The 22791-nt window shown below is 48.0% G+C and carries 20 protein-coding genes and 1 tRNA gene; 6 read left to right on the top strand and 15 right to left on the bottom strand.

Features of this window, described 5'->3' with window-relative positions; translation table 11 throughout:
* Positions 1-191 precede the first annotated feature (191 nt).
* The 3 genes from ACYVGO_RS23365 to ACYVGO_RS23355 form a co-directional block, all read right to left on the bottom strand.
* On the bottom strand, positions 192-1643 hold the full coding sequence (locus ACYVGO_RS23365) for an RNA polymerase sigma factor (RefSeq protein ID WP_460971332.1): 1452 nt from the start codon (positions 1641-1643) through the stop codon (positions 192-194).
* Between the two features lie 50 nt (positions 1644-1693).
* Positions 1694-3757 carry an ATP-binding protein gene (locus ACYVGO_RS23360; protein WP_460971331.1) on the bottom strand — a complete coding sequence of 688 codons (2064 nt, stop codon included), beginning with the start codon at positions 3755-3757 and terminating at the stop codon, positions 1694-1696.
* Positions 3758-4227: 470 nt separating this feature from the next.
* The gene (locus ACYVGO_RS23355) at positions 4228-4944 is read right to left on the bottom strand and encodes a LytR/AlgR family response regulator transcription factor (RefSeq protein WP_460971330.1); all 717 of its coding nucleotides are present in this window, start codon (positions 4942-4944) and stop codon (positions 4228-4230) included.
* Positions 4945-5050: 106 nt separating this feature from the next.
* Between ACYVGO_RS23355 and ACYVGO_RS23350 the strand changes: the two genes are divergently transcribed.
* Positions 5051-5209, top strand: coding sequence for a hypothetical protein (locus ACYVGO_RS23350; protein WP_460971329.1), 159 nt, complete (start codon positions 5051-5053; stop codon positions 5207-5209).
* A 359-nt stretch (positions 5210-5568) separates the two neighbouring features.
* Here the strand turns inward: ACYVGO_RS23350 and ACYVGO_RS23345 are convergent, their stop codons facing one another.
* From ACYVGO_RS23345 to ACYVGO_RS23335, 3 genes are all read right to left on the bottom strand, one after another.
* The gene (locus ACYVGO_RS23345; protein ID WP_460971328.1) at positions 5569-6717 is read right to left on the bottom strand and encodes a TIGR03364 family FAD-dependent oxidoreductase; all 1149 of its coding nucleotides are present in this window, start codon (positions 6715-6717) and stop codon (positions 5569-5571) included.
* A gap of 134 nt (positions 6718-6851) precedes the next feature.
* A complete protein-coding gene (locus ACYVGO_RS23340) occupies positions 6852-7592 on the bottom strand; it encodes an HAD family hydrolase (protein ID WP_460971327.1) in 741 nt (246 codons plus the stop codon).
* Positions 7593-7702: 110 nt separating this feature from the next.
* Complete coding sequence (locus ACYVGO_RS23335) at positions 7703-9214, bottom strand: nicotinate phosphoribosyltransferase (protein ID WP_460971326.1); 1512 nt, start codon at positions 9212-9214, stop codon at positions 7703-7705.
* A gap of 153 nt (positions 9215-9367) precedes the next feature.
* On the opposite strand from ACYVGO_RS23335, the gene rpoN reads away from it, so the two are divergent.
* From rpoN to ACYVGO_RS23310, 5 genes are all read left to right on the top strand, one after another.
* Positions 9368-10813, top strand: coding sequence for an RNA polymerase factor sigma-54 (gene rpoN, locus ACYVGO_RS23330; RefSeq protein WP_460971325.1), 1446 nt, complete (start codon positions 9368-9370; stop codon positions 10811-10813).
* Positions 10814-10968: 155 nt separating this feature from the next.
* Positions 10969-11556, top strand: coding sequence for a hypothetical protein (locus tag ACYVGO_RS23325; RefSeq protein WP_142776645.1), 588 nt, complete (start codon positions 10969-10971; stop codon positions 11554-11556).
* Positions 11557-11664: 108 nt separating this feature from the next.
* Entirely contained in the window at positions 11665-12462 is a 798-nt protein-coding gene (locus ACYVGO_RS23320) for an enoyl-CoA hydratase/isomerase family protein (protein WP_460971324.1), read from the top strand.
* Positions 12463-12527: 65 nt separating this feature from the next.
* Positions 12528-12604 (top strand) — tRNA-Arg (locus ACYVGO_RS23315).
* A gap of 678 nt (positions 12605-13282) precedes the next feature.
* On the top strand, positions 13283-13657 hold the full coding sequence (locus ACYVGO_RS23310; RefSeq protein WP_142771725.1) for a LytR/AlgR family response regulator transcription factor: 375 nt from the start codon (positions 13283-13285) through the stop codon (positions 13655-13657).
* Between the two features lie 624 nt (positions 13658-14281).
* Here ACYVGO_RS23310 and ACYVGO_RS23305 read toward each other — a convergent pair.
* The 9 genes from ACYVGO_RS23305 to ACYVGO_RS23265 form a co-directional block, all read right to left on the bottom strand.
* Positions 14282-15436 carry a sensor histidine kinase gene (locus tag ACYVGO_RS23305; protein ID WP_460971323.1) on the bottom strand — a complete coding sequence of 385 codons (1155 nt, stop codon included), beginning with the start codon at positions 15434-15436 and terminating at the stop codon, positions 14282-14284.
* Positions 15437-15600: 164 nt separating this feature from the next.
* Positions 15601-16683, bottom strand: a complete 1083-nt coding sequence (locus ACYVGO_RS23300) for a sensor histidine kinase (protein ID WP_460971322.1) — start codon at positions 16681-16683, stop codon at positions 15601-15603.
* Between the two features lie 116 nt (positions 16684-16799).
* Positions 16800-17195 (bottom strand): hypothetical protein, encoded by a 396-nt coding sequence (locus ACYVGO_RS23295; protein ID WP_460971321.1) that lies wholly within the window; start codon positions 17193-17195, stop codon positions 16800-16802.
* A gap of 52 nt (positions 17196-17247) precedes the next feature.
* Entirely contained in the window at positions 17248-17373 is a 126-nt protein-coding gene (locus ACYVGO_RS23290) for a hypothetical protein (RefSeq protein ID WP_256366034.1), read from the bottom strand.
* A 53-nt stretch (positions 17374-17426) separates the two neighbouring features.
* A complete protein-coding gene (locus tag ACYVGO_RS23285) occupies positions 17427-18239 on the bottom strand; it encodes a carboxypeptidase-like regulatory domain-containing protein (protein ID WP_460971320.1) in 813 nt (270 codons plus the stop codon).
* Between the two features lie 219 nt (positions 18240-18458).
* Positions 18459-19490, bottom strand: a complete 1032-nt coding sequence (locus ACYVGO_RS23280) for a sensor histidine kinase (RefSeq protein ID WP_142771729.1) — start codon at positions 19488-19490, stop codon at positions 18459-18461.
* A gap of 318 nt (positions 19491-19808) precedes the next feature.
* The gene (locus ACYVGO_RS23275; protein ID WP_460971319.1) at positions 19809-20822 is read right to left on the bottom strand and encodes a ScyD/ScyE family protein; all 1014 of its coding nucleotides are present in this window, start codon (positions 20820-20822) and stop codon (positions 19809-19811) included.
* A gap of 144 nt (positions 20823-20966) precedes the next feature.
* Positions 20967-21638, bottom strand: coding sequence for a hemerythrin domain-containing protein (locus ACYVGO_RS23270; RefSeq protein ID WP_460971318.1), 672 nt, complete (start codon positions 21636-21638; stop codon positions 20967-20969).
* Positions 21639-21866: 228 nt separating this feature from the next.
* Complete coding sequence (locus tag ACYVGO_RS23265; RefSeq protein ID WP_460971317.1) at positions 21867-22604, bottom strand: VOC family protein; 738 nt, start codon at positions 22602-22604, stop codon at positions 21867-21869.
* Positions 22605-22791 lie beyond the last annotated feature (187 nt).

Raw genomic sequence — 22791 nt, 5'->3', positions numbered from 1 at the left:
AGGTTAGTATTACTTAAGTAATTACCCGCAAAAGTACGTTCCTGGTATTACGCCAATATGTATTGAATATCAATCGTTTGTGAATAGCTCTCTACCGATTTTACATAAAATTAACAGACAGTTGATGGGTAGTTTGCCAGGTTCATTGTACCAGGGGACCTACCGCCAGCATTCCACGTTGCTTGTGTGAGCTATTCCGCCAACGTTATTTCCACCGCGCCCATCCTGGCTATATCGCCATATTTTTCCAGGGCTTCTGCCTGGGTTAATTTGATCAGGCTATAGCTCTTATCCGAAAGCTGTATGGTGTCATTTATATGCATGGGATTGCCATTGACAACCAAATAGCTTATTTTATTCAGGAAGGAAAATTGACCGCTTCCCGTAAATTTTTGCGTGTTAAGACTAACTTTTACGTGCTTTCCCCTGACGTAGAGTTCATTGTTTTCTGCCGACCAAAACAGCTCCGACGCATAAAACGTACCGAAAATTTTTTTAGAATTTGGTTTAGTGTCCGACTGAGTTTGGCCAATCGGCCTTACTCTTTCCGTTAACTTGTTGTCAACCACAGGCGGATTGATAAACCGGATAGGTAATTGGGAAGGAGTCAATAGAGCTGTTGAATCAAATGCCAGCGCTGAGCCCGTAAGCAGCAGCGCATTTAGGGTGTTTACCTTTTTCATCATTTCGCTATTTTCTGTTTGTTTTCTAGCTATGATGGTATTTCTGGAAAAGGTGGCAGTTGGATGCGGCATAGAAACCTGCTTAGTATCTGTATTCATTGTTGACTGCACCTTATTCCCCAACAGGTTGGCAGAAGGCGCTGCTATCATTGGCGCTTTCATGGGCTTATATGCGTTCAGCTGGAGGTATGAAACAATGGCTAGCGTAAGCATCAGGGCTAATTCTGCCAGATCTGTCTTTATTAAGATTTGTGGAATAAAGACAGACGGTTTAGTTTTTAGGCCTGAAACATCCCTACCATTGGCAGTGTGAATAGGCAATGCCTGTTGAGGCTGTAGCTCGAACGCGTTCAAGTGGCGTCTGAACAACTGATCCATACCGCCAAGCCGATTCGGAAGCAACAACAGGAGTAGTAACTGCTTTCGTTTCGGGTGCTGGTTTGCTTTCTGAGTAAGGATTCCCCGAATTTTCTTGCGAGCCCTTGCCAAATGGGACTTTGAGGTCCCTTCGCTGATGCCCAACTCGGCTCCGATCTGGGCATGGGTGAACTCATCAAATACGTACAGATTAAACACCAGTCGATGGTGGTGGGGCAGAAGGCTAATGGCCTCTAACAGTTCAGTTTCTGAAAATGAATAGGCTGGATTGGAGTTGCTTTCCTCGTCAGATTCAAGGGAGGGAATCTGAAACGCTGTCCTTATCCTGTCTTGATGGTCCTTCTGTTTTTTCTGCTCCCGAACGTGTTGCAAGGCTACATTGATGACAATACGCCTTAACCAGGCTTCAAAAGGGCCTTTGTTTTCAAAGCTTGACGCTTTATCAATCGCTAGTAAAAACGCATCATGGGCTAAGTCTTCTGCCGTTTGCCGATCATAGGTATACCGATAGCAAAGGCCAATCATTTTGGCAATGCACTGCTTATAAGTAGCTTCCCAAAAGCCTTTCGTTCCCTCATTCATAAGGGCAATGATGCTTTTTTGTCAAAAGGTGGCAGTTTACCAGCGCTAATTTAAGCCATCTCGGGTTTTAGCTCATTACGCAAGGTTAGTAATTGAATGCGGACCAAAGTGCCTTTATTCAATTTACTTTCGATAGACAAACGTCCGCCCTGACGGGCTAGCATTTCGCGACAGATCCGTAAGCCAAGCCCTATGCCGCTTTCTCCCATTGTTCCCTTGCGTACTTCTGGCCATGTCGATAAAGCAGCTATCTGCTCAACTGACATACCAATACCTGTATCTCGGATCTGTAATTCAACAACGTCTTCGTAGCCAATTGATTGAATACGAATATAGCCGCCTGGGTGGGTAAACTTAATGGCGTTCGTAAGAATATTGTGTACGACCACGCCTAACTGCTGTTTATCGACCATTGCCGAATGCGTTTTGTCAACATGATTAATGACTGTCAACTGCTTTTGCTGTAGTTGCTCGCTGGCCAGACTGAGTATTTCGTCAATGAGTGGATAGAGAAGCAGCGATTCTGAAAAGGTATGGAAGCCATTTAACTGAATCATTGACCAATCTAATAAGTTAGTCAGCAACCCCAGCATATTATCTACCTGTCTTTCCAGACGATCCACCAGGAGCCGGGCGGCCTGAAATGAATCGCCGTTTTCCTGGATTTGTCGAATAGTAACCTTCACACTGGCCAGGGGACTCCGCAAATCATGACCAATAAGGGAAAATAGTTTGTTTTTGACCGCATTCGCTTCGGTCAATTCATTGGCTGTTTGTTGGAGAAGCGCTTGCTGATGAGTTAAAGCGGAATAAGCGCGCTGGGATTTGCGCAGAAAGAAATAGACTGTGCCTATGAGTGTGAGTAATAGCCCGATTATAGCGGCTGCGGCCAGTTGTGTTTGCCTGGCTAGGGTAAGCTGTTGTTGTTGACGAAGCGTTTTTAGTAGATTAATCTGCGCGTTTTTTTGTAGTAGTTTAATCGTTTTTTCTTTTGTTTCGATGTCAAATACGGCCTGCATATAGGCTAGTTTCTGCGCATTTCTTTCAGAGTAGGTGTTTTCCTTTAGGTGCTGTTGCTCTTCATAAATCTCTAAGGCCTCCTGATACTGGCCATTCGCTTTCAATACGGCCGTTAAGGTACCCAGCGAGTTGATGATACCATCAGGTTGTTTATTTTGCCTGAATAAGTACAGGGCATACCGAGCCTCCGGCAAGGCGTCTTTGGGTCGTTGAGAGGCCAAATAAGTCATGGCTAATTCCCGTTTGGCACTTGCCATCACGGCTCTGCTCTTTAACGCACGTGCCTTGCGAAATTGCGCATCAAATAGCTGGATGGCCAACTTATAGCGCTGCTGATTGCGTAAATTGATCCCTACAACTTCAAGCGCATCAATCACCCTAAAGGGACTATTTGTCAGCCGTGCATACCGCAAGCTTTCCTGGTACGCCACCTCTGCCTTCTTGAACTGGCCTTTTTGTTCCAGGATTTCCCCCTCTAGTATCGATGCGTACATACGATCAACGGCTGGCCAGTTTCGTTTATCCAGGGCAAAATATTTTTGGGTGTAGGCTTTCTCCAGCGAGGGGTTCTTCAATTCCCGGTACAGGGCAATTATCAGGAGGTAATTTGCTGCGAGTGTCGGTATATCCTCATGGGTGGCCAGATACCTTATATTCCTCCCAATCTGATCGATCGCTCTTGATAGATCACCGGCATCTGAATAGATCACAGCTAACGTATACTGGAACTCAACGATCTTTTTAACCGCGTTGGCTGTTTGGGCATACTCGATTGCCTGTCGGGTAAACGTGATTGCCTGGCTATACAAACCACGTTGACGATAATAGCGGGCCAAAAAATAGTGTAAATCGCCACTATAATCACGGCTCTTGTTCACCAGCCGGAGTCCTTCCTTCGTGTATGTATATAGACTATCGTATTGGTCGACGTCAAAATAATACTGGGCGATTGCTATATACCCTTGTAAACGAGCGTTGTCGCTTTGCTGTACACGCAGTTGAGCTTTGAGCGTAGCAACAGGTGGTTTTGTTGACTGAGCTCCTGCGGTCGACCAGAGAAGAACCAATACCTGAACAAAATGGAGCAAACGCATAGACTGAGTCAATCACAACGTAAAGCGAAGTAAAACCTGGTTTTAACGTTATGACAGAAACAGATAGGCATGTTGTTCGAATACCTTAGCTTTATACTGAGCTAATAAATTTTTAAATTTTAAGTGCTCAAGCTCATTCGATGTAATGAGACTGCCAGGTTGATCATTGCCAGGTGAATAGAAATCAGAGACTGGTTTATCCGTGCATGTCTCAGCTAGTTCTTTATCGTCCATTTTGTGCACTTACAGGTTAATAACACAGTAAATTTATTAACAGTAAAGATACCTGCATGCGTAAACGATATGAACATCTGTTTTTTTGATATGAACGACATAGTTCATGCTTTAAGCCGTTGATTTGCCCCTGAAGTTGATTGACTGGTTTAGCTATAAGGCGCCCGGACAAGGATCGTACCTGTTCAGTAAGCTTGTGCCAGCAATTTGTAGAGTCTGCTCATGAACATCCATTGTTAAGGCTCTTCATTACTATTCGTATCAAATACCGATAATAACCCTTCCAGGCTAGGCCGAAACGAACGGCCAATGGGGATTTTTGTTTGACCTAACCAGATCGTATGCCGATCGTAGCTTGTTATTTTATTGATATTGATAACGTATGATTTATGGACCCGAATAAACAGGCGGGCCGGTAGTTGATCAATTAGTAACGCGAGTCCTTCATTCACCAGATACATCTGATTGTCTGCATACACTTTAGAATAAATTCCAAACGCTTCGATGTGATCAATCGATTGGAAGACAAAGCGTTGCGCTTTGCGGCCCATCTTTAAGAAAATCTCATTTTTTTCAATAACGGTTGGTTGATTTTGCCATTGAAGAGCCCGCGTAAGGGAAATTTGCAGCCGTTCTAACGTAAAAGGTTTCAACAAATAATCAGCTGCCTTCCCAATTTCATAGCTTTCCAGGGCATAATCCGGATAAGCGCTGGTAATAATTACAGGGGGTAAGGTCATGCCTGTTTTAAGGAGGCTTAGCCCCAATTGCCCATCAAGGCTAATATCGAGGAAGATCAGATCAATTGATTGGGAAGACAAAAACTGAACCGCCGACTCAATCGTTGGCGCAATGCCAACCAAATTAAAAAACGTGAACCGGCTTAACAAACCTTTTAAGTAAAACGCATCGGGCTCCGAATCGTCGATTATCAGATATTGTTTTACTACCATGAGTGTTTCAGTTAATTGATTCTAATCGTCAACGATAAGTTGCCAGGTATTTAGGCTTTTAGAGGTACATTCCCTCAGCGCCATACGTCAGTATCGAGTCAACTTCATGTCTACTGAACGAATGGAGTTGCTGGCTAAAGTAAAGAAAGGTAAAACTTCGTCCAAAATTAGTCAAAAAGCCCTGGGTCTTTTAGCAGGTGCTAACGCAGTTGAAAGGTATACGGAGAGGGGCATTGCCGCCACTTATCCACTCCTGGGGAGTTAACGCTGCAGGGCCGTTAAGTTCTGAACTTTCCTTACTTAATCAGCCTCTTTTATTGGCTTATTTTACCCCCACCCCCTAAAGGGGGAGAAAATCCACTTCGGAGTACTCCCCCTTTAGGGGGTGGGGGTAAAGACGATAGCACTTAACAGCCCTGATTAACGCTGGGAGTGGTTTGCCGTACGAAACGGCCGCTGCGGTTGAATCAAGGCGTTAGGGAATCACAATGGCCTGTATACAACAAACGGCATTGCCCTGAAATAGCTTGACACGAGTCGTGTCAAGCTATTTCAGGGCAATGCCGTTCACAAAACCTTAGCTTAGTAAACTCCCGCCGGGGTCATTTTAGCTGACTAGTTGGGTTAGCCGAACCACTGCTTGATGTTTTGTTCGGCATAGCCAGCGCTGGAACTCATGCCTTTGCCGCCAATACCCGTTATTAGCTGGATGGCTGGGTCTATAGCGTGCTCAAAAATTTCAGCCTTAGTTTGGCTGTAAAAACCCGCCCAGGTTTTTCGGATGGTTAACGGAAAGGTAACAATCCGGCGAGCCTCGGCCAGCATCAGGTCGTTAATAAAATCCTGCGTATGATAGCCTAGATCCTCCGCCTGGGTAGCCTGGGCATATTCGTGCGAATCGCCCACAATGATGGAGCCATCGACGGCTTGTTTAAACAGGATATGGATGCCCCACTTTTTCAGCTCGATCAGGTGTTCGGGATACTGGGCTGTCAGGCTGGCATAGGACGGGCATTCCTGAAAAGCTTCGTACCGACGAATACTCAGACCGGTTAGGATGTTACCCGGTAAGCGTAAGCCAGCAACGGGCTCAGCTAGTAACATTTGCAGCTTACTGACTACCAGACCGGCATTGGCCAGTACATCCGGGAACAGCAACCGTACCTCATGTCCTCCGCAAATGAGTACCCGTTTTGCCTGGAAATGCTCCCGATTGCTCAGCGTAACAACCGCACCCGAACTGTTCGGCTGGCAGTCGATCACAACCGAACCCGGGCGATAATCAATTCCGTATTTTCGTTGGCTGTAGGCAATCAGTCGGTGAATCATCTGCTCCGGCTCTACGCTAAGCTCATCCGGGAAGAACAGACCGCCCACAACGTAGTTGGGTTGCAGGCTGGGGTATTTGTCGAGACACTGTGCCTTCGTGAGTAACTCGCTGCCATAGCCAAGTCGTTGGTATCGGTCGTGGAGTTCGTTGGCCAGCGTCCACTCGTCGGGATCGGAGGCTATATAAATCGTACCATTGGCCCGTACCGTAATATCTGTTTCCTGTTGAATGGTGCGGTAGATATCCAGGCTCCGTCGCCCGTAGTCGAACCACCGGCCAGCCAGCCCTGACGGCACCACCTGGCCGAAATTCCGCACCGTGGCACCAATTGGATAGCGATCTTTTTCGAGCAGCAACACGCGTAGCCCGGCCTGAGCAGCCTGAAGTGCGTGGAAGGTGCCGAGTGCACCTGCGCCCACAATAAGTAAATCGTAAGAAGTCATAAGGGAGAATGAAAAATGGATAATAAATAATGAATAATAAATAATGAATAATGCAGGTAATCGATTTTAAGCCGATCATTATGCATTATCCATTGTGCATTACCCATTATGCATTACCCATTATGCATTATGCATTATCCATGAGTGGTCATTACTTCGCGAGCGTCTAGCAAGGCGGGCAATTCCCGGAGCGAATTAATCAGTAAATCGTGTGGGTAGGCTTCCAACTGATCGCGGGAGTGCGTACCGTTGGTGACACCCAGATTGAGGGCTACGCCAGCGGCCCGGCCCGATAGTAAATCGGAAGGGGTATCGCCGATGTTTATGACGGCTTTGGGATTACTAACACCCAGTAGATGCATGGCTCGCTCAATCATGTGCGGGTAGGGGCGACCCCGTTCCACTTCGTCACTGGCAATGGACACCTGAATCAGACTTTCTGCGGTACCAACCCGGCGACCATCGAGCCCTTTGAGCCAGCCGAGCTTTTCCAGAATAATATCGGTTACAACCCGATAAAATCCGGTTGTGAGCGCAATGGCGATTCCCCGTTCGTACAGGTAGGCAAAGGTATCCAGGCAGCCTTCGGTGGGTGTTGCTCCCTGAGTGAGGTAATGGTTTTCGAGAATGCGCTGGAAACTTGCGTACGATACATCAACCTGCCGCTGTATATCACTATTGTGTTCGCCCAGTTGTTCTTTCCAAAGCGTTTCAAATACATACCGTTTGGCAAGGCCCTGCATGGCCAGAATACGCTCGTCGGTAACAAATAGGCCTGTTTCAGCGGCTGCTTCGGCAAAACACCGCTCTACTTCATGGTGGTCGGTCACGGTAGTGCCCGCCATGTCAAATACCACTAATTCAATCGGTTGCATGTCTGGAGATGTCTGAGGAGTCGTAAAGCAACAGAAAAGTTTGATACAAAGTGATTAGACGAGTGTTAAGAAATCAAGAAGTTACCAGCTACTATTAAGCGAACGGCCTACTATCCTTTCGTTCCGTTACGCGGCTCTTCATTGGCCTCCCTAAGTTTAAGGATCAACTCTGTTTTCAACTCGTGCAGGCTCTTTTCCAGCCCGACCGGATAGGTGTGGGGGTTTACGAATCGCTTTACACCCGGATGAAGGCCCGCCAGTTGGGTTTGGACCCGCGCCCGTACGGCATGAATGTCGGGGAGATTGTAGACGCACTTGCCCTCCTGAAAAACAGGCACTAATAAATCTTCGTAGGACTGCGTTGCCTCAAAACGCCGACGCTTGGTAAAGTCCATCGGGTCAATCATGGTCGTTGGTCGATCCGATCCACTCATTTCTTCTGTGTTGTAGATCATATCGGCCAGAAACCCCCGTTCATCCCGAAATCGGCGCACCTGCTGAATCCCCGGTGTCGAAATTTTAATGGCCTGCTCCGATAGCTTCAACTTGTAGGCCCATTTTGCCGCTCCATTTCCCGCTGTTTCATTTTGAAGCGCTGCCAGTTTATAAACGCCACCAAGCGCGGGCTGATCGAAGGCGGTAACGAGTTTCGTACCTACACCCCAGGTATTTATTTTTGCTCCCTGCTGTTTCAAACTGCTGATAATGGTCTCATCGAGATCGTTACTGGCCACAATGGCGGTATGCTGGAAACCGGCTTCGTCCAGTAGTTTGCGGGCTTCAATACTTAAATAAGCCAAATCGCCGGAATCGAGCCGGATGCCCGCCAGTGTATGCCCCTGGGCTTCCAGCTTTCGCCCCGTTTCAATGGCGTGCCGGACGCCCTGTAAGGTATCGTACGTATCGACCAGCAAGGTTACGTTGTTGGGCAATACCTGGGCATAAGTATCAAAAGCCTGCTGTTCATCATCGAACGACATAACCCAACTGTGGGCGTGCGTGCCCCGAACGGGAATGTCGTAGAGTTTGCCTGCCAGCACATTCGAGGTGGCATCGCAGCCGCCAATGTAAGCCGCCCGGCTGGCGGTCATGCCACCATCTACGCCCTGCGCCCGGCGTAAACCAAACTCCAGCAGTTGATCGATATCGGCTACTAAGCGCAAGCGAGCTGCTTTGGTAGCAATCAACGACTCGAAGTTAATGAGGTTCAGCAGGGGCGTTTCGAGGAGCTGACACTGTAAAATTGGGCCGCGAACCCGTACCAATGGCTCGTTTGGGAACACGACCGTGCCTTCTGGAATGGCCTCGATACTACAGCTGAGCTTCAGATTGGCGAGATAATCCAGAAACGCATCGTCAAACAATGGCTTTTTGTCATTGCCTGTCAGTGTGCGGAGGTAGCGCAAATCTTTTTTTGAGAATCCGAAGTGAGTAATGTAGCCGATGATATTGGCCAGCCCGCAGGCTATGGTAAACCCCCCATTGAATGGGTTCTTTCGGAAGTACAGGTTAAAAACTGCTTCTTTCTCAGCCGTTTCTGATTTCCAGTAACCGTAGGCCATTGTTACCTGATACAGGTCGGTCAGTAGGCTCAGCGAAGTGTCGTAAAGCTTATTCGTCATAGCCACGAAGGTACTATGTCTAAACCTCACAGAAAATTTATCTCGATAAAAACAAAAAACTGATTATTTTGGTCTGATAATTGTGAGGGGCAGTTTTACATCCAACTTAACCGCTCAACATTACGGATACATTTTACCGCTCATAGTACCACCATGCAGAAGTTAAGCCTATCCCAATCTCTTCAGCAAAAGTTATCTCCGCAGCAGATTCAGTTTATTAAACTGCTACAGATTCCTACGGCTGAATTAGACACACGAATTGAAGAAGAACTGGAAATTAATCCGGCTCTTGAAGAAGGCATGGATGAAGAGTATGATCAAAAAGATGATGACTCATACGACGAAGCAGATGACTATAAAGAACGGGACGATGATCTGGATATAGACAGTTATATCAAGGACGAAGATTATGCCGGGTATAAAATGCAGGGCGATGGTAATTATGCCGAAGAAGACCGCGATATGCCATTGGCCACTAGTTCGAGCCTGACCGATTCGCTTCTTCAACAGTTTGGCTACCTGAACCTGACCGAGCAGCAGCGTATTGTGGGTCTTCAGCTCATTGGCAGCATTGAAGCGGATGGCTACATTCGGCGTTCGTTGCAGGCCATTGTCAATGATCTCGCCTTTGCCCAGAACGTGTTTACCGATACCGAAGAGATTGAAAGCATCCTGCACAAAATCCAGTCGTTCGATCCGCCAGGTATTGGGGCGCGTACCCTTCAGGAATGCCTGATTTTGCAACTGCAACGCAAAGACGCATCTGACCCCTATAACATTCTGGCGATTCGGATCATCGACGAATTCTTCGATGAATTTTCCAAGAAACACTACGACAAGATTCAGCGACGACTGAATATCAGCGACGACTCCCTCAAGAAAGTCATTGATATTATTATTAAACTGAATCCTAAACCGGGCTCTGTTGAAGGCGAATCCGGCACCGCCCAATACCTGGTTCCTGATTTTATTCTGACTAACAACGGCGGTAAGCTTGAGTTAACCCTGAACTCGAAAAATGCGCCTGAACTACGCATCAGCCGTTCCTTTGCCGACATGCTCGATACTTACGACAAGAGCAAAAAGCAGAACAAGAACCTGAAAGAAACGGTCACGTTTGTAAAACAGAAACTGGATGCGGCCAAGTGGTTCATTGATGCCATCAAGCAACGCCAGCAAACGCTGCTCCGAACCATGAACGCCATCGTACGCTTCCAGTATGATTTCTTTCTGAACGGTGACGAGTCCCGACTCAGGCCGATGATTCTGAAAGACATTGCTACCCTGATTGATATGGATGTGTCGACGGTATCGAGGGTGGCCAATAGTAAAGCGGTGCAGACCGAATTCGGGATTTACCCGCTTAAATATTTCTTCTCGGAGGGTATTTCGACCGATACGGGTGAGGATGTCAGCAGCCGCGAAGTGAAAAACATTCTGAAAGATCTGATCGATGCCGAACCCAAGCTTCACCCGCTATCGGACGATAAGCTCGAGAAGATCCTGAACGATCGGGGCTACAACATCGCCCGCCGAACCGTAGCCAAATACCGCGAGCAGCTTAATATTCCGGTAGCCCGGCTTAGAAAACAGTTATAATAATGAATAATGGATAATGTAAAATGTAAAATGCTAAAAACATAGAGCGTATTTTTACAGCGTTATTCATTCTACATTGTTCATTATCCATTATTCCTGTTCCATTGACCACTAGTCTCGCCCGTTTCCTTTCGGTCGTTCTCCATCCGTTGCTCATGCCGACATTGCTGTTCGGTGTGTTGCTGTTTCAGGTGCCCAGCGTGTTGGGCATGGATGCTTTTTCCAGCTCATTACGGCTTAGTTTACTCGTACTGATTTTTGTTGGTACGTTTGCTGTGCCTTCCCTGCTGATTTATTACCTCTTCCGTAGCGGGTATGTCCAGAGTCTGCAACTGCATACGTTGGCGGACCGTCGGTTGCCGTATTTTCTGACGGCCAGTGTCTATTTGTTTCTGGCCTACCTGTTCACCTTCCGGATGCAGCTTGTATCGACGGTTGCGCCTGAGATTGGCATCCTGATAGGAGGTATTGCGGTTTCCATTTTGTTGGTTGGTCTTATCAGTCTATCCTGGCAAATTAGCGCCCACGGCGTTGGGATTGGGGGCGTGGTTGGGATCATTGCCAGCATCATGCTTAGGTTCAGCATATCCGATTTATTCTTTTCGCTGATTTTGCTGGTACTGCTGGCGGGTCTGGTAGCCAGTGCCCGGTTAAAACTCAATGCCCATACACCCGCTCAGATGGGGGCTGGATTCGTACTGGGCCTGGTCGTTAGTGTGCTGACTGTGTACTGGCTACTCTGATTTTTTTTAAACACGCAGATAACGGAGATTTGCACAGAGGCCACCGAGATATAGGCTTCGTGTTCTCTGCGTAAACCCCCGTTCCCTCTGTGTTTAATTGTCAACCTTATGTACGAAAATCTCCTTTACGACGTCACCGATTCGGTTTGCCGGATTACCCTCAACCGACCACAGGTCTACAATGCCCTTAGTCCGGGGTTGATTGGGGACATTACGGCAGCCATCGAAGCCGCCGGTACTGATGAGCAGGTTCGGGTCGTGGTGATTACAGGTGCGGGCGATAAAGCTTTTTCGTCCGGGGCCGATCTGAAAGAAGGCGTTACCCAGGCTGCGTCTTCGGGTGGGCAACTTACCCTCGGCGATTCATTACGAGAGACATACCACCCCATGATTCGGGCCATCCGCAACCTGCCCAAGCCTGTTATTGGCCGTGTGAATGGCGTTGCCGCTGGCGCAGGTTGTTCATTGGCGCTAGCCTGCGATGTGATCATTTGTGCCGATGAGGCCTACTTCAGTCAGATATTTGTCAACATCGGTCTGATGCCCGATGCGGGCTCTACCTTTTTTCTACCCCGGCTTCTTGGCCCACAACGGGCATTTGAGCTATGCAGCACCGGCCGACGCGTATACGGCCCGGAAGCAGCTCAACTAGGTATGGTAAGTCGGTCGGTACCGATGGCGGATCTGGATACGGCTGTGGATGCTGTAGTGGGGTATTATGCCGGAGCGGCTACTCGGGCAATTGGTGCCATGAAAAAAGTACTCAACCAATCACTCTATTCCGACCTCGATCATCAACTCGATCAGGAGGCTGATAATCAGGATCTATTGGGCCGATCGGCGGATGCGATGGAAGGTATTGGTGCTTTTCTTATGAAGCGAAAAGCAAATTTTTTAGGGAAATAGGTTGACAGGGCCGTTTTTTCTACCTACTTTTGCACTCCCAATCAACGGGAACGCCATCTGGCAATGCATTCGTAGCTCAATTGGATAGAGCACCTGACTACGGATCAGGAGGTTTGGGGTTCGAATCCCTACGAGTGCACCAAGAAATACTCTTATAGTCTTAAAAGCCTGCTCCAGATAGCAGGCTTTTGCTTTTTCCCCCTATCTCTCCTGCAATTTTGTCCCTGATTGCGAAAGCACCCTGATTAACTCGAAACGACCTCATAATGAGTCCGTTTTGAGTTTCTACCCCCCATCTCTGATCTTTTTTGCTCTTTTGACCCCGCCCTTTAGCATTTTGGAACTTTCCAAAATTTTCCAGCACGAATATATGAAAGCAGGTTTGTGGAAAGTTTGAATTAGAAATAGTCCAGGTCGAAATCAATTTCTGATCTTATACGGCCTCCCTTTAGTTTCCAAAAAACATAATAGTCCACTGTATCACTTAAGTGGGTAGCTCGCTCCTGGTCTATGTTGCTGCTCTCACTTGCCTTACTCTTCGTGTAGTCGGTGTTCAATGGTAAGTTGTCTAATGAGATCACCGTGGCCTTACTGTACGTCGTCAACCAAAAGACGAAGTGATCGTTTGGAAACTTGGGTCGACTGGGCAGGTTTTTAAGAAGGTGATGTGTGTAAACTATTGATGAGTAGTACAGTATAAAAATTAAAAGCGCCATTACACCCTAGTAATGGCGCTTTTTGTGTCTTTATAAAACTCAATTGAATCTAGAAACGTACATATGACATTTTCTATTTTTCCACTCCATTCAATAATCCCTTAATGAGACGGGTATATGCTGCTCAGGTTCAGCACAGGTTTGATCCGAATAAAGTGCTTTATTTATCAGGAGACATTAACTATAGCACAGTTTACCTGATTGATGGTAAACATATTTTAACCAGTCGAACACTAAAATGGTATACTAGTCAGTGGCCTCACTTTATGCGCATCCATAAAAACAGTCTGGTAAATCCTGAGCATATCTATAGCTGCATTCTGGCTTCGTCAATCGAAGGCTATCTAATTATGAAAAATGGGGCACGACTGACGATTGGCCGTCGGCGAATTAATGAAGTAGCTATTCAATTAGGCATTGACCGCTCTAAGAATTCAGGCAAAGGTAGCTATTACGTGAATCCTTCAGAGCATGAATAACTCAAGCCAGCTCAATATCACCAAAATAGCCTGGCCATTTTGACCAGGCATCAACGTTGCCAGATCTGAAAGTGCTGGCGTTCGGCCACCATCACCAGGTACACCTTATCGAGCACGTCGTGCTTTTCAGCCACGCGCACCAGCGATTCATTCTTTTTGCGGGGATAACCTCACGTTCTCACTCGGCATAGCCAAGAGAGAACGTGAGACTTTGCAAGTACTTGGAGAAAGTTCCCTTTCAGAGTTTTATAGGCTTATGATCTGTTTGTTTGCTATAATCCTAACACCTCCTTGGGCTTAAAAACTAGCGCTTAACAGCCCTGTCCTGTCCCTTCAGGAAATTTAGATCGGGCGGCTGATACTGGTAAAAAAGCTGCCCAACGCTCCTCTATTGTAGGCAAGGTTGATAGGCACGACCCGCTAATTGCTGAAGCAAAGTCGACTCTGTTTTATAGCCCCATGCGTCAGAATCAGCCCCCGATCCGGACGAAAGAACGGCACTGCGAGTGAGCCGACCCGCTCGTTGAGGGTATAAAGATGGCTTTACATCGGCTGCTCATTTACGGCGGTTACGCACCGCCAAATCGTCCTCTTCACCTAGGAGTACGTTTAGGGTCGTTCTAACTATAAAAGGGGGAGAGTAACTGTAAAATAACCGTCGGCTTCGTCGATATGGATTTCCAATGGAGTTGCGTATTGTTGAGCCATCAGTCGGTAGCGGGCCTGAATGTTACTCAACCCAATCTGATTACTTAGTACCCGACGGATTGGCTTGCGCTGTAGGTTGTTACGGATCATCAGATGACCGCTGGGCGTCGATTTAATTTCAATGATCAGAGGTCTGCTTACGTGAATAACATTGTGCTTCACCGCGTTTTCTACCAGCATTTGCAGCGAGAGGGGAGGCAGCAGCCGGTTTTTGTCGTTCTCGTTAATGGCTACGTCTACCTGAATGCCTGGCCCGTAGCGGGTCTTGAGCAAATGAAAATACGAATGGATAAAGGTCAGTTCAGTGTCCAGAAGCGTCAATTCACCACCTGAAGCCGAAGCGTCGGACCGCGAACTATCAGGGCTGGCGTCGGCTCCCCGGTTGGTCTGGAGTAAGTAGCGATAAACGTTGGCCATTTCGTTGACAAACTCTTCTGCCCGTTCTGGCTCATCGGCAATTAGAGAGGAAAGCGAGTTTAGGGTATTGAACAGAAAGTGCGGGTTGACCTGGTTCTTGAGGCTCTCGTACTGACTTTGCAGATTCACTTTTTTTAACTGCTCTTTTTCGAGGATGTTCTCGCGCCATTTGGTCAGCGAATAAATACTCTCGTAAGCCCCCAGCGAAATCAGATTCACGATTACATTAAACAAGAGAATGCGGCTAACTACTCCTGGTTGGTACACATAACCAAACAGGTGGAACTGCGTGTATAGCCATAAGCCCCCCAGGATGACAAGCAGGGAGATGCTCATGAACGCCAGCAGCAACAGGATGAGTCGAGAGGCTGTTTGCCCCAGACCAGGATACCGGTTGGTGACCCGTCTGGTAACCTGATCGAGCAGCCATTGGCACCCCACACCCAGCGCCAGATTCAGTCCGGTAGCACCCACAAACGTAGACCAGTTACTGAAGTAACGCGGTCCCAGCAACAGGTAGGTTACCAGAGGAATGAACCATGGGAACAGCAATACGATCTGCCACCCAAGTTGTTTCGACGGCCAGTACCAGGGCCTGGTTATGCCAGGTTGCGTTGGGTTATCGGGTAAGATGGGCCTATTAATCGACATCATACAAATCACACAACTTCATACCTAAAGTAAGGAAATTGGGGGCAACTTAGTGGGTATACTCCTTAATTCCCGGTCAATGCTGTTTCAACTGTTAGTTGGATTGTCTGGGATGCCAGAATTCGTGCTGGAATTGGCGTGAGGCCTATCAGGCATTCAGGCACGACTTAGACTTCGGCGAGCAGCGGTAGCGAAACGATAAACTGTGTGGCTGTTTCTTCGGCAACGGGTTTGGGTAAACCCAACAGTCGGTAATTGTCCATCAGTGTCGATAATCCCGTTGAACTGGTCTCTACGCGGATCGTCTTCCGCTGAAGATTATTCCTGATGAGTAACCGATCTCCCTGGGCTTCTACCTGAATAACCAGCGGTCGTGCGGGCGTCATAGCATTATACTTGATGGCATTGTCGATAAGCGTCTGGAGTGTTAACGGGGGGAGTTGGCCCCGCCGACAGTCGGGCGAGATGCAAGGTTCCAGGCGCAGCGAGCTCCCGTAGCGAACACGCAGTAGGTCGGTGTAAATGGCCAGAAAATCCAGCTCCGATTCCAGGGGTACTAAACTGTGGGTATTTGCCTGGAGCATGTACCGATACACCCTGGACAACTGATCGACAAAACGTTCGGCATGGGCAGGGTCTTCGCCAATGAGCGACGAGACGGAGTTTAGGGAGTTAAATAAAAAATGAGGATTGACCCGATCTTTCAACGCATCGTATTGCTGCTGAAGGGCTTCACGCTTCAATTGCTCATTTTCGGTCTGCCGATCATGCCACTGCGAGTACACATAAAACATGCCCAGGGTCAGGCAAAAAATTGGGCTGGCCACGCTGCCGAATAGCCAGAGTGGCACCACGGCTTCCCAGGAAAACCGGACCCCTGTGCCGGGCACCAGGCTAAAGAGCCAGAGGTCGAGGACGGCGGTGGTGGCCATGATGAACCCCACTACTAAGAGCATACTCACAAACCGAACGCCCGCCTGCTGAATGAGGGGAAACTGCCGGATTACCCACCGCACGGCCAGTGTGAACAACGTTACGGTATACCCATACACAAACACGTTCACGATAGTGCCTACCGTGAACGTGATGGGGTCCCGAAAGTACCGTTCGCCCATGATGAAGTAAGCGCCAATGGGAAGCAGTATTGGCATAGATGCCAGATGAAACCACCACTCAATACGGGAAAGCAATACCGGACGATACCGATCAACAAAACGAGTCAATCTATGAAGCGGACTGGACAAAGTCATACCGGATAAAAACCGAAAATAAGCGCTAAATCCGAAAAAACCGCGTGTTTACTACATCGTTCAGAGCATAATTTTCCTGGTGATAAAGGAGCCGTGCATCGGTGTAAACCGCTTTTCTATTCCCGGACTACGACCGTTAATCGGCCACTTACCGGCATGGTTTTGTGTTCGCTGACAACGCAGGTTTCTGCATTGTAGCTATGCTTTGTCACTACCCGCCCGCTTAGCTGGAGCATTACCTTTACGGTGCCATTCGCTCGCTCAACCTTAACTACCTGAATAGCTCCTGATTCGGTTTTGGGGGCGAGACACGTTGAATAAAAAGATGAGCCGTCTATATTATCTCCTTTGCCTGCACCATCCAGAACATTGATAGAGGTTCCTTCTGTGAGATCAATATCATCTGAAAACGGATGTGCACCTATAGAAAGGCTGTTCAGAAATAAGGATATACTGCCGCTCTTTCCTGTCGAATCGAGTCCCACAGCCGTAACCGTAAGATGCCCATTCATCAAACTCCCACTAGGAGTTACGTTATCGAATGAATGGCCGTTTATAACTAAACTACTCTCGCCAACAACCTTTATTGCCGAGGGGCGATGGATTACCGGGATTAATGGCATCCGTTGGCTTTTGGCAGGCTAGTACACTGCCTAACAGCAAAACGGGTAAAAATTTACTGAGTTTCATGGTTAATGTGAGGTATGTTGAAACAGACCTGAGGTCGTTGTGGGCTATGTGGATCAGTGCCGATTGGTATACCCTACGCACATGCTGTTGTAACGTACGGCTGACTCAGTACCTAAGAAGTCCATTGTGACCGACGGCTGGTAAACAATATCACTGTCGAAGTCCCAGGCATTGCGAACCAGCAGTTGCTCACCCGTGGGTTTATACACCGCCGTGACTTTGTAGCGTCCCATTGGCACATCCTTAATCGCGTCGTTGTAACGCTTCTTTGCCTGTACTTTCAGCACCTTACCCGTTGAGCCGTCGATCAGTGGGCCGACTGGCGTTAACGTAAATTCGATGTTCTCGTTATCCCGAAGGTCATCCGCGTTCAGGTCGCGGGACATTTCCATGGTGCCCCCGTAGTAAAGATCCAGGCTCAGATCAGGAATGTGGCCCGTGAGTTTCCACTGAAAATTACGGACGGCTTTTTCGTTGCTCGTAAAGGGGCTGTCGTCTTCAGTATCAAGGTTAATCTTATAGACCCGATCATTATACTGCTTCAGTAGGTAACCTTTGGCAATCCATTCGCCCGCGAAGTCGGTCATTTGAACCTTGTAGGTGCCATCGGCGGCTGTTTTTACTTCCGGACCATCGCCTGTCAATACAGTATGATCAACAAAGACCGTAGCCTTTGGCAGTGGCTTGCCCTGTGGATCGATCACCTTACCCACCAAATAGCCCGCCTGGCCTGGTGTGCCGGGATCGGTCGGCATAGGTCCGTTGGGATCAACCGGTTTTTTGTCGCAGGCGGTCAGGGCAAATAGGCTACCCAGTAGAAGTAGGGCGGTGCCGGTTAATGAGCGGAAGGCTTGTAGATTCTTCATAGCATTTGTTTGTGTTTGTTTACGACACAAAAATGCCTCCTCAGCGTGGCGGATTTCAATGACAATTAGCGCCGATTGGCAGAAACGACGGGTCAATTGTAGAAAAGCGCGATTGGTTTGCGTACCGACTATAGAGGGGTAGCAGGCCTAGCTAACTGCCGTTCAGCCAGTGGGGGTCTTGTATACTACCTGCCATCTTACCACCAGGTACTTCCACGGCTAGTGCTGTTTGAGCAAGGGTAATAAAACGGTGAAATGCCCGTCTTCCTCCTTTATAACAATGTCGGTAGGGGTTAACATACGGTATTTGGCAATGATGTTGGTTAAGCCAACGCCATTACTGATTGCCCGTATATTTTTAGGCTGAAGGTTGTTGCGTACCCGTAACTGGCCAGATGCGGTTGTGCCGATTTCAATCAACAAGGGACGGCTGGCCAGCACAATGTTATGTTTGACGGCATTTTCGACGAGTAGTTGCAAGGTTAACGGGGGGAGCGGACTCGCCAGGTGATCTTCGGGCACCATCATCTGAATGAGAACCCCAGTGCCGTGCCGGGTTTGCAGCAGGTGCGCGTAAGACTCAATGAACGCTAATTCTGTTTCCAGTGAAACTAACTCCTGGTCATTGGCTTGGAGCAGATACCGATACATCTTCGACAACTCGTCGACAAACTGACTGGCCTGCGCTGGCGACTCTTCAATCAGGGCTGAAAGGGCGTTCAATGAGTTAAACAAAAAATGGGAGTTAACCTGACCCTTTAAGGCATTGAAGCGGGTTTGCCACTGAACTTTTATGAGTTCTTCCTTTTCCTGAAAGGTATGTTTCCACTGGCGTAATACGTATCCGCCTTCGTAAATACTGACATACACTACCTGATAAAATAATTGAATGCCTAAAGACATAACGTAGTCGACCAGGCCAAGCCAAAGCGTCTGCCTCGAACCTAGCAGGATATGCAGCCCGAAGCGTGAAAAGACAGCTGCATTTACGAGTAGGGGAGTTAGTACCAACAATAGCCGGAGTCGTTTGGGTGTGCGCTCCAGACCTGGAAACCTGCGTTGTAAATAGCGGGCAATGCCACGGTTCAACTGCCAAAACAAAAATCCCGCGCCCAGGCCGACCGCTGTAGAATGGATGAGTGCAGGCGGACTGGCTTGTAGCCAAAAGGAAAGCCGGAAGAATATATTCCCGAACAAAAACAGGCCAATTGGGCCCAGCCAACGCAGACGGGAGTCGTTGCCAGTTATCATAGCTCAACGCTAGAAAAGACATGCCGATACATCAACAGAATTAGCCCAGCCGCCAGATGTATACTGCGAGATATAAGTAGAAAAAAGACGAACATAACGGGCTCTGTATCAAAGCTTGGATATAAAGCGTAGCAGTCATTATAATCAAGCAATTTCTACTGGTATCGTTACTGATACAGATGAACGATACTAGTAGAAATTAGCAAACGACCTATTTTTACTGATCGTTTTTGGGTCTTTGCCAACAGTTGATGCCCCAGTTTCCTAAACTGTTCACTAAAACTGGGGCATCAACTGTTGGTAAGGACCTATGAAGACTTAGAACGTGATTTTTAATAGGGTTCCGTCTCCCATACTGGTTAAGTAAGCAGTGTGGCTATCAATCAGTTTTAGATCCGTTGGCATGTTCAGCTTGTCGATCAGCAAGTCGCTGCTGGTTCCCTTAGCCCGTAGCAACCGGCCTGTTTTAGGTGTAAAACCTGTTGGACCAAAGATGGCAAATTCAAGCGCCAGGTAGTTACCATTCCCATCGTTCTCAATATCGACCATACTGTTGAAGGTCTGCTGAAACACGTTGAGTTTTCCTGCCAGGTCCATCTGATAAATGATAGCCTTGCCCGCCGGAAACGGGAATCCCAGCAATGTACTGATGGCAAACTGTTTACCATCATACGTAATTCCCGTTGGTACCGACTCAATAAAAGGCGGTCCCGGTGGTGGACCAGCCGGATTTGGGTTGGCAATGCCTGGCACGGCCGTCACCACACTTAACTGGCCGGTTTTGGATCGGCGAATAATCGCGTTGGCGGCTGCATCGGACATGTAGAGCGCACCATCGGGTCCAAGGGTCATATTATACAGATGTGATTCACCCGTGTCTTCGGTAAAAGCATAGTCGATGACGAACTTCTGAATGTTTTCTGGAGTCAGACTGGCGGCCGGAATCGGGGCATCACCGGTTTTGAACGAGGCCAGATTAAGGGTGTAAAGCCCTTTGGCATTCAATACATAAAGCATACCATCGGCCGCCAGCAGGTGATCGGTGGCGTCCAGTTCATTGTCGGGGCGCTTGAAGGAATACAAGCCTGTAATAACCGGATGTACTTTCCCATCGGGTGTGATTTCTGATACGCGGCCATCGTTAATTCCCGTACCCTGTTCGGTAACAAAGACTCGACCACTGGCGTCGGCCTCTACACCGATAGGCGCTACCAGACCCGTAGCCAGGGTACTTATTGTAGGCTGAACGGGTGCGGGAACCCGGTGATCCTGACATCCTGTAAGTAGACTGCCAGCCAGAAAAAAAGAGAGTACAGATCGTTTGTAATGCATAACATGAGTTGTTTAACGGATAATAAGCCACTATTCGTGTCCCCACCAGAGTTGCGAACGGACAGTGGACAATTGCCTTTTGGGCGGATTGTTTTTTTTGAGTTTTAACTTTTTGAACAGGCGTTTCATGGGGTTGACTATGGGTTATACCAGCTCCAGTGCCGCATGCACTTTCGTCAGTCGCTCAGACGGTAATTCCTCTTTGGCCATTTGCAGGAAGGTATCGAATACGGCTACCGGCGCACCTTGTCTAACACCCATTAGCCACTCAACCACTTCTTTGTCATTGATGGAGCGCATCATCCAGCGACTCTCGGCCATCAGGGTCTGGGGCGGAATTGCTTTCAGAATCTCCCCTTCCATTTCCCTGATTTCTGCATCGGTGTAATGCTTCCAGAGCAAATAGATCAGTACATTCTCTTCTTTGTTCATATGGTAAAGATTGAACGCGATGAACTCGCTAAAGGCGAACAAGATCCATTGACCAATGGCTTCTCGCTGATTATCCGAACTAACCGTTTTCCATTCCTGAATATGATCAAAAAGCGTCTGGGTAAGGCGGTGATCGATCTCATGATCTTTTTCCAGCTCATCAATGAGTTGTGCGTCGTGCTTGCGGATGTGGGGTAGAATAAACCGATCCTCATGTTCGGCGTGGTCATCGAAAAAGAGGAGTACCTGCGCTAACTGGTCAACAGCCTCGCTTGCTCCTGATTGTGAAAAATCGGTTTGCTGTAAACGGGTGGCTGTATCATACAGCATGCCCCGCAGGCCTTTATGAATTTGATTGAATACGTTGTAACGTTGGTTTTGCATGGTCTTTTTGGCGTTTAAAAGGTGATATAGTTGGTTGATAATCTGACGTCAGTACGATTGATGATTCAGGTTGCAGAGGTCTCTCGACCTGGTTACTGGTGCACATGTGTTTGCGAAGGCACAGGTTGCAAGGCACAGGAATACGTTTGCTGGCTCGGCACATAAGATGAAGTCGTTTAGTTGGCGGCTGGAAATGGCCACCTGGCTATCGGCAATGAAGGGCTTAAACTAGGAAGCAAAAGCCTTCTGTTGTTCAGGCGCATAGCGTTGGTAACTACCGGGTGCATAGCCAATGGGCAGCTGATTCACTTCGTATGAATACAGCTCGTGTACTGTCGTATCCGTTCCGGTTGTGAATTGAACCCGGCAATAATTCAGGTCGGCCTGTGTGGTTGAAAAGAGCCAATTGCGGCCTTGTTGCGCTAGAATGAAGAGGCCATTGTCGTCCCCCAGCGCATTGAAATCCGGTTTTGGTGTCGTTTTGCTAAACTGATCTATCCGGAAACGGCGTTGAATCTCGTAGGTTGTGTAGGCTACATCCTGGGTCGTCAGGCCAATCTCGCTAACCCCCTGAAACAGATCCGAGAAGGTCAGGTTTGGGTTATCCAGATTAAGGTCCGTCCGGGCAATGAACTCCAGGAGATTCCCGCACGTATCGTAGAAATAACAGGCTTTGGCCCGCCAGTCGGGAAAATAGGCAATCGTTTGGCCAGGTGCCTGTGTCGGCAGGTAATCCAGGTCGTAGTAATACATCAGCACATCGAGCGAGTCGCGTGGTACGTTGATGGCAATATGATAGGGTGCCACCGGTTGAGCAACGAGCCGAAAGGTTAGGCGGGTATAACCAACCAGGATGGTAAGTTGGGAGGCTGTACGTGCCAGCAGAGGCAGTCCAAGCTGGCTGACATAAAAAAGACGTACAGCCTCCAGATTAGTCGTGTACAGATCAAGTTCGAGAATTTTCATAAAAAAGAGGGTAATGGAATGGACGATTGATGGATCAACTGTTGTCCTGATTACGTAGCCAAAACTAGTTGGCCCAATTACCAAAACATAGGCAACTGTGTATGAACCGACATAAGGAGTGGATGAACTGCCTATTCGTCATTTGAAGTGCCAAGCCCATTCGTTCGTGTAAGCCTATGATTCAACC

This window comes from Spirosoma migulaei (assembly GCF_054776855.1).
This window is presented reverse-complemented; position numbering and strand designations above follow the sequence as displayed.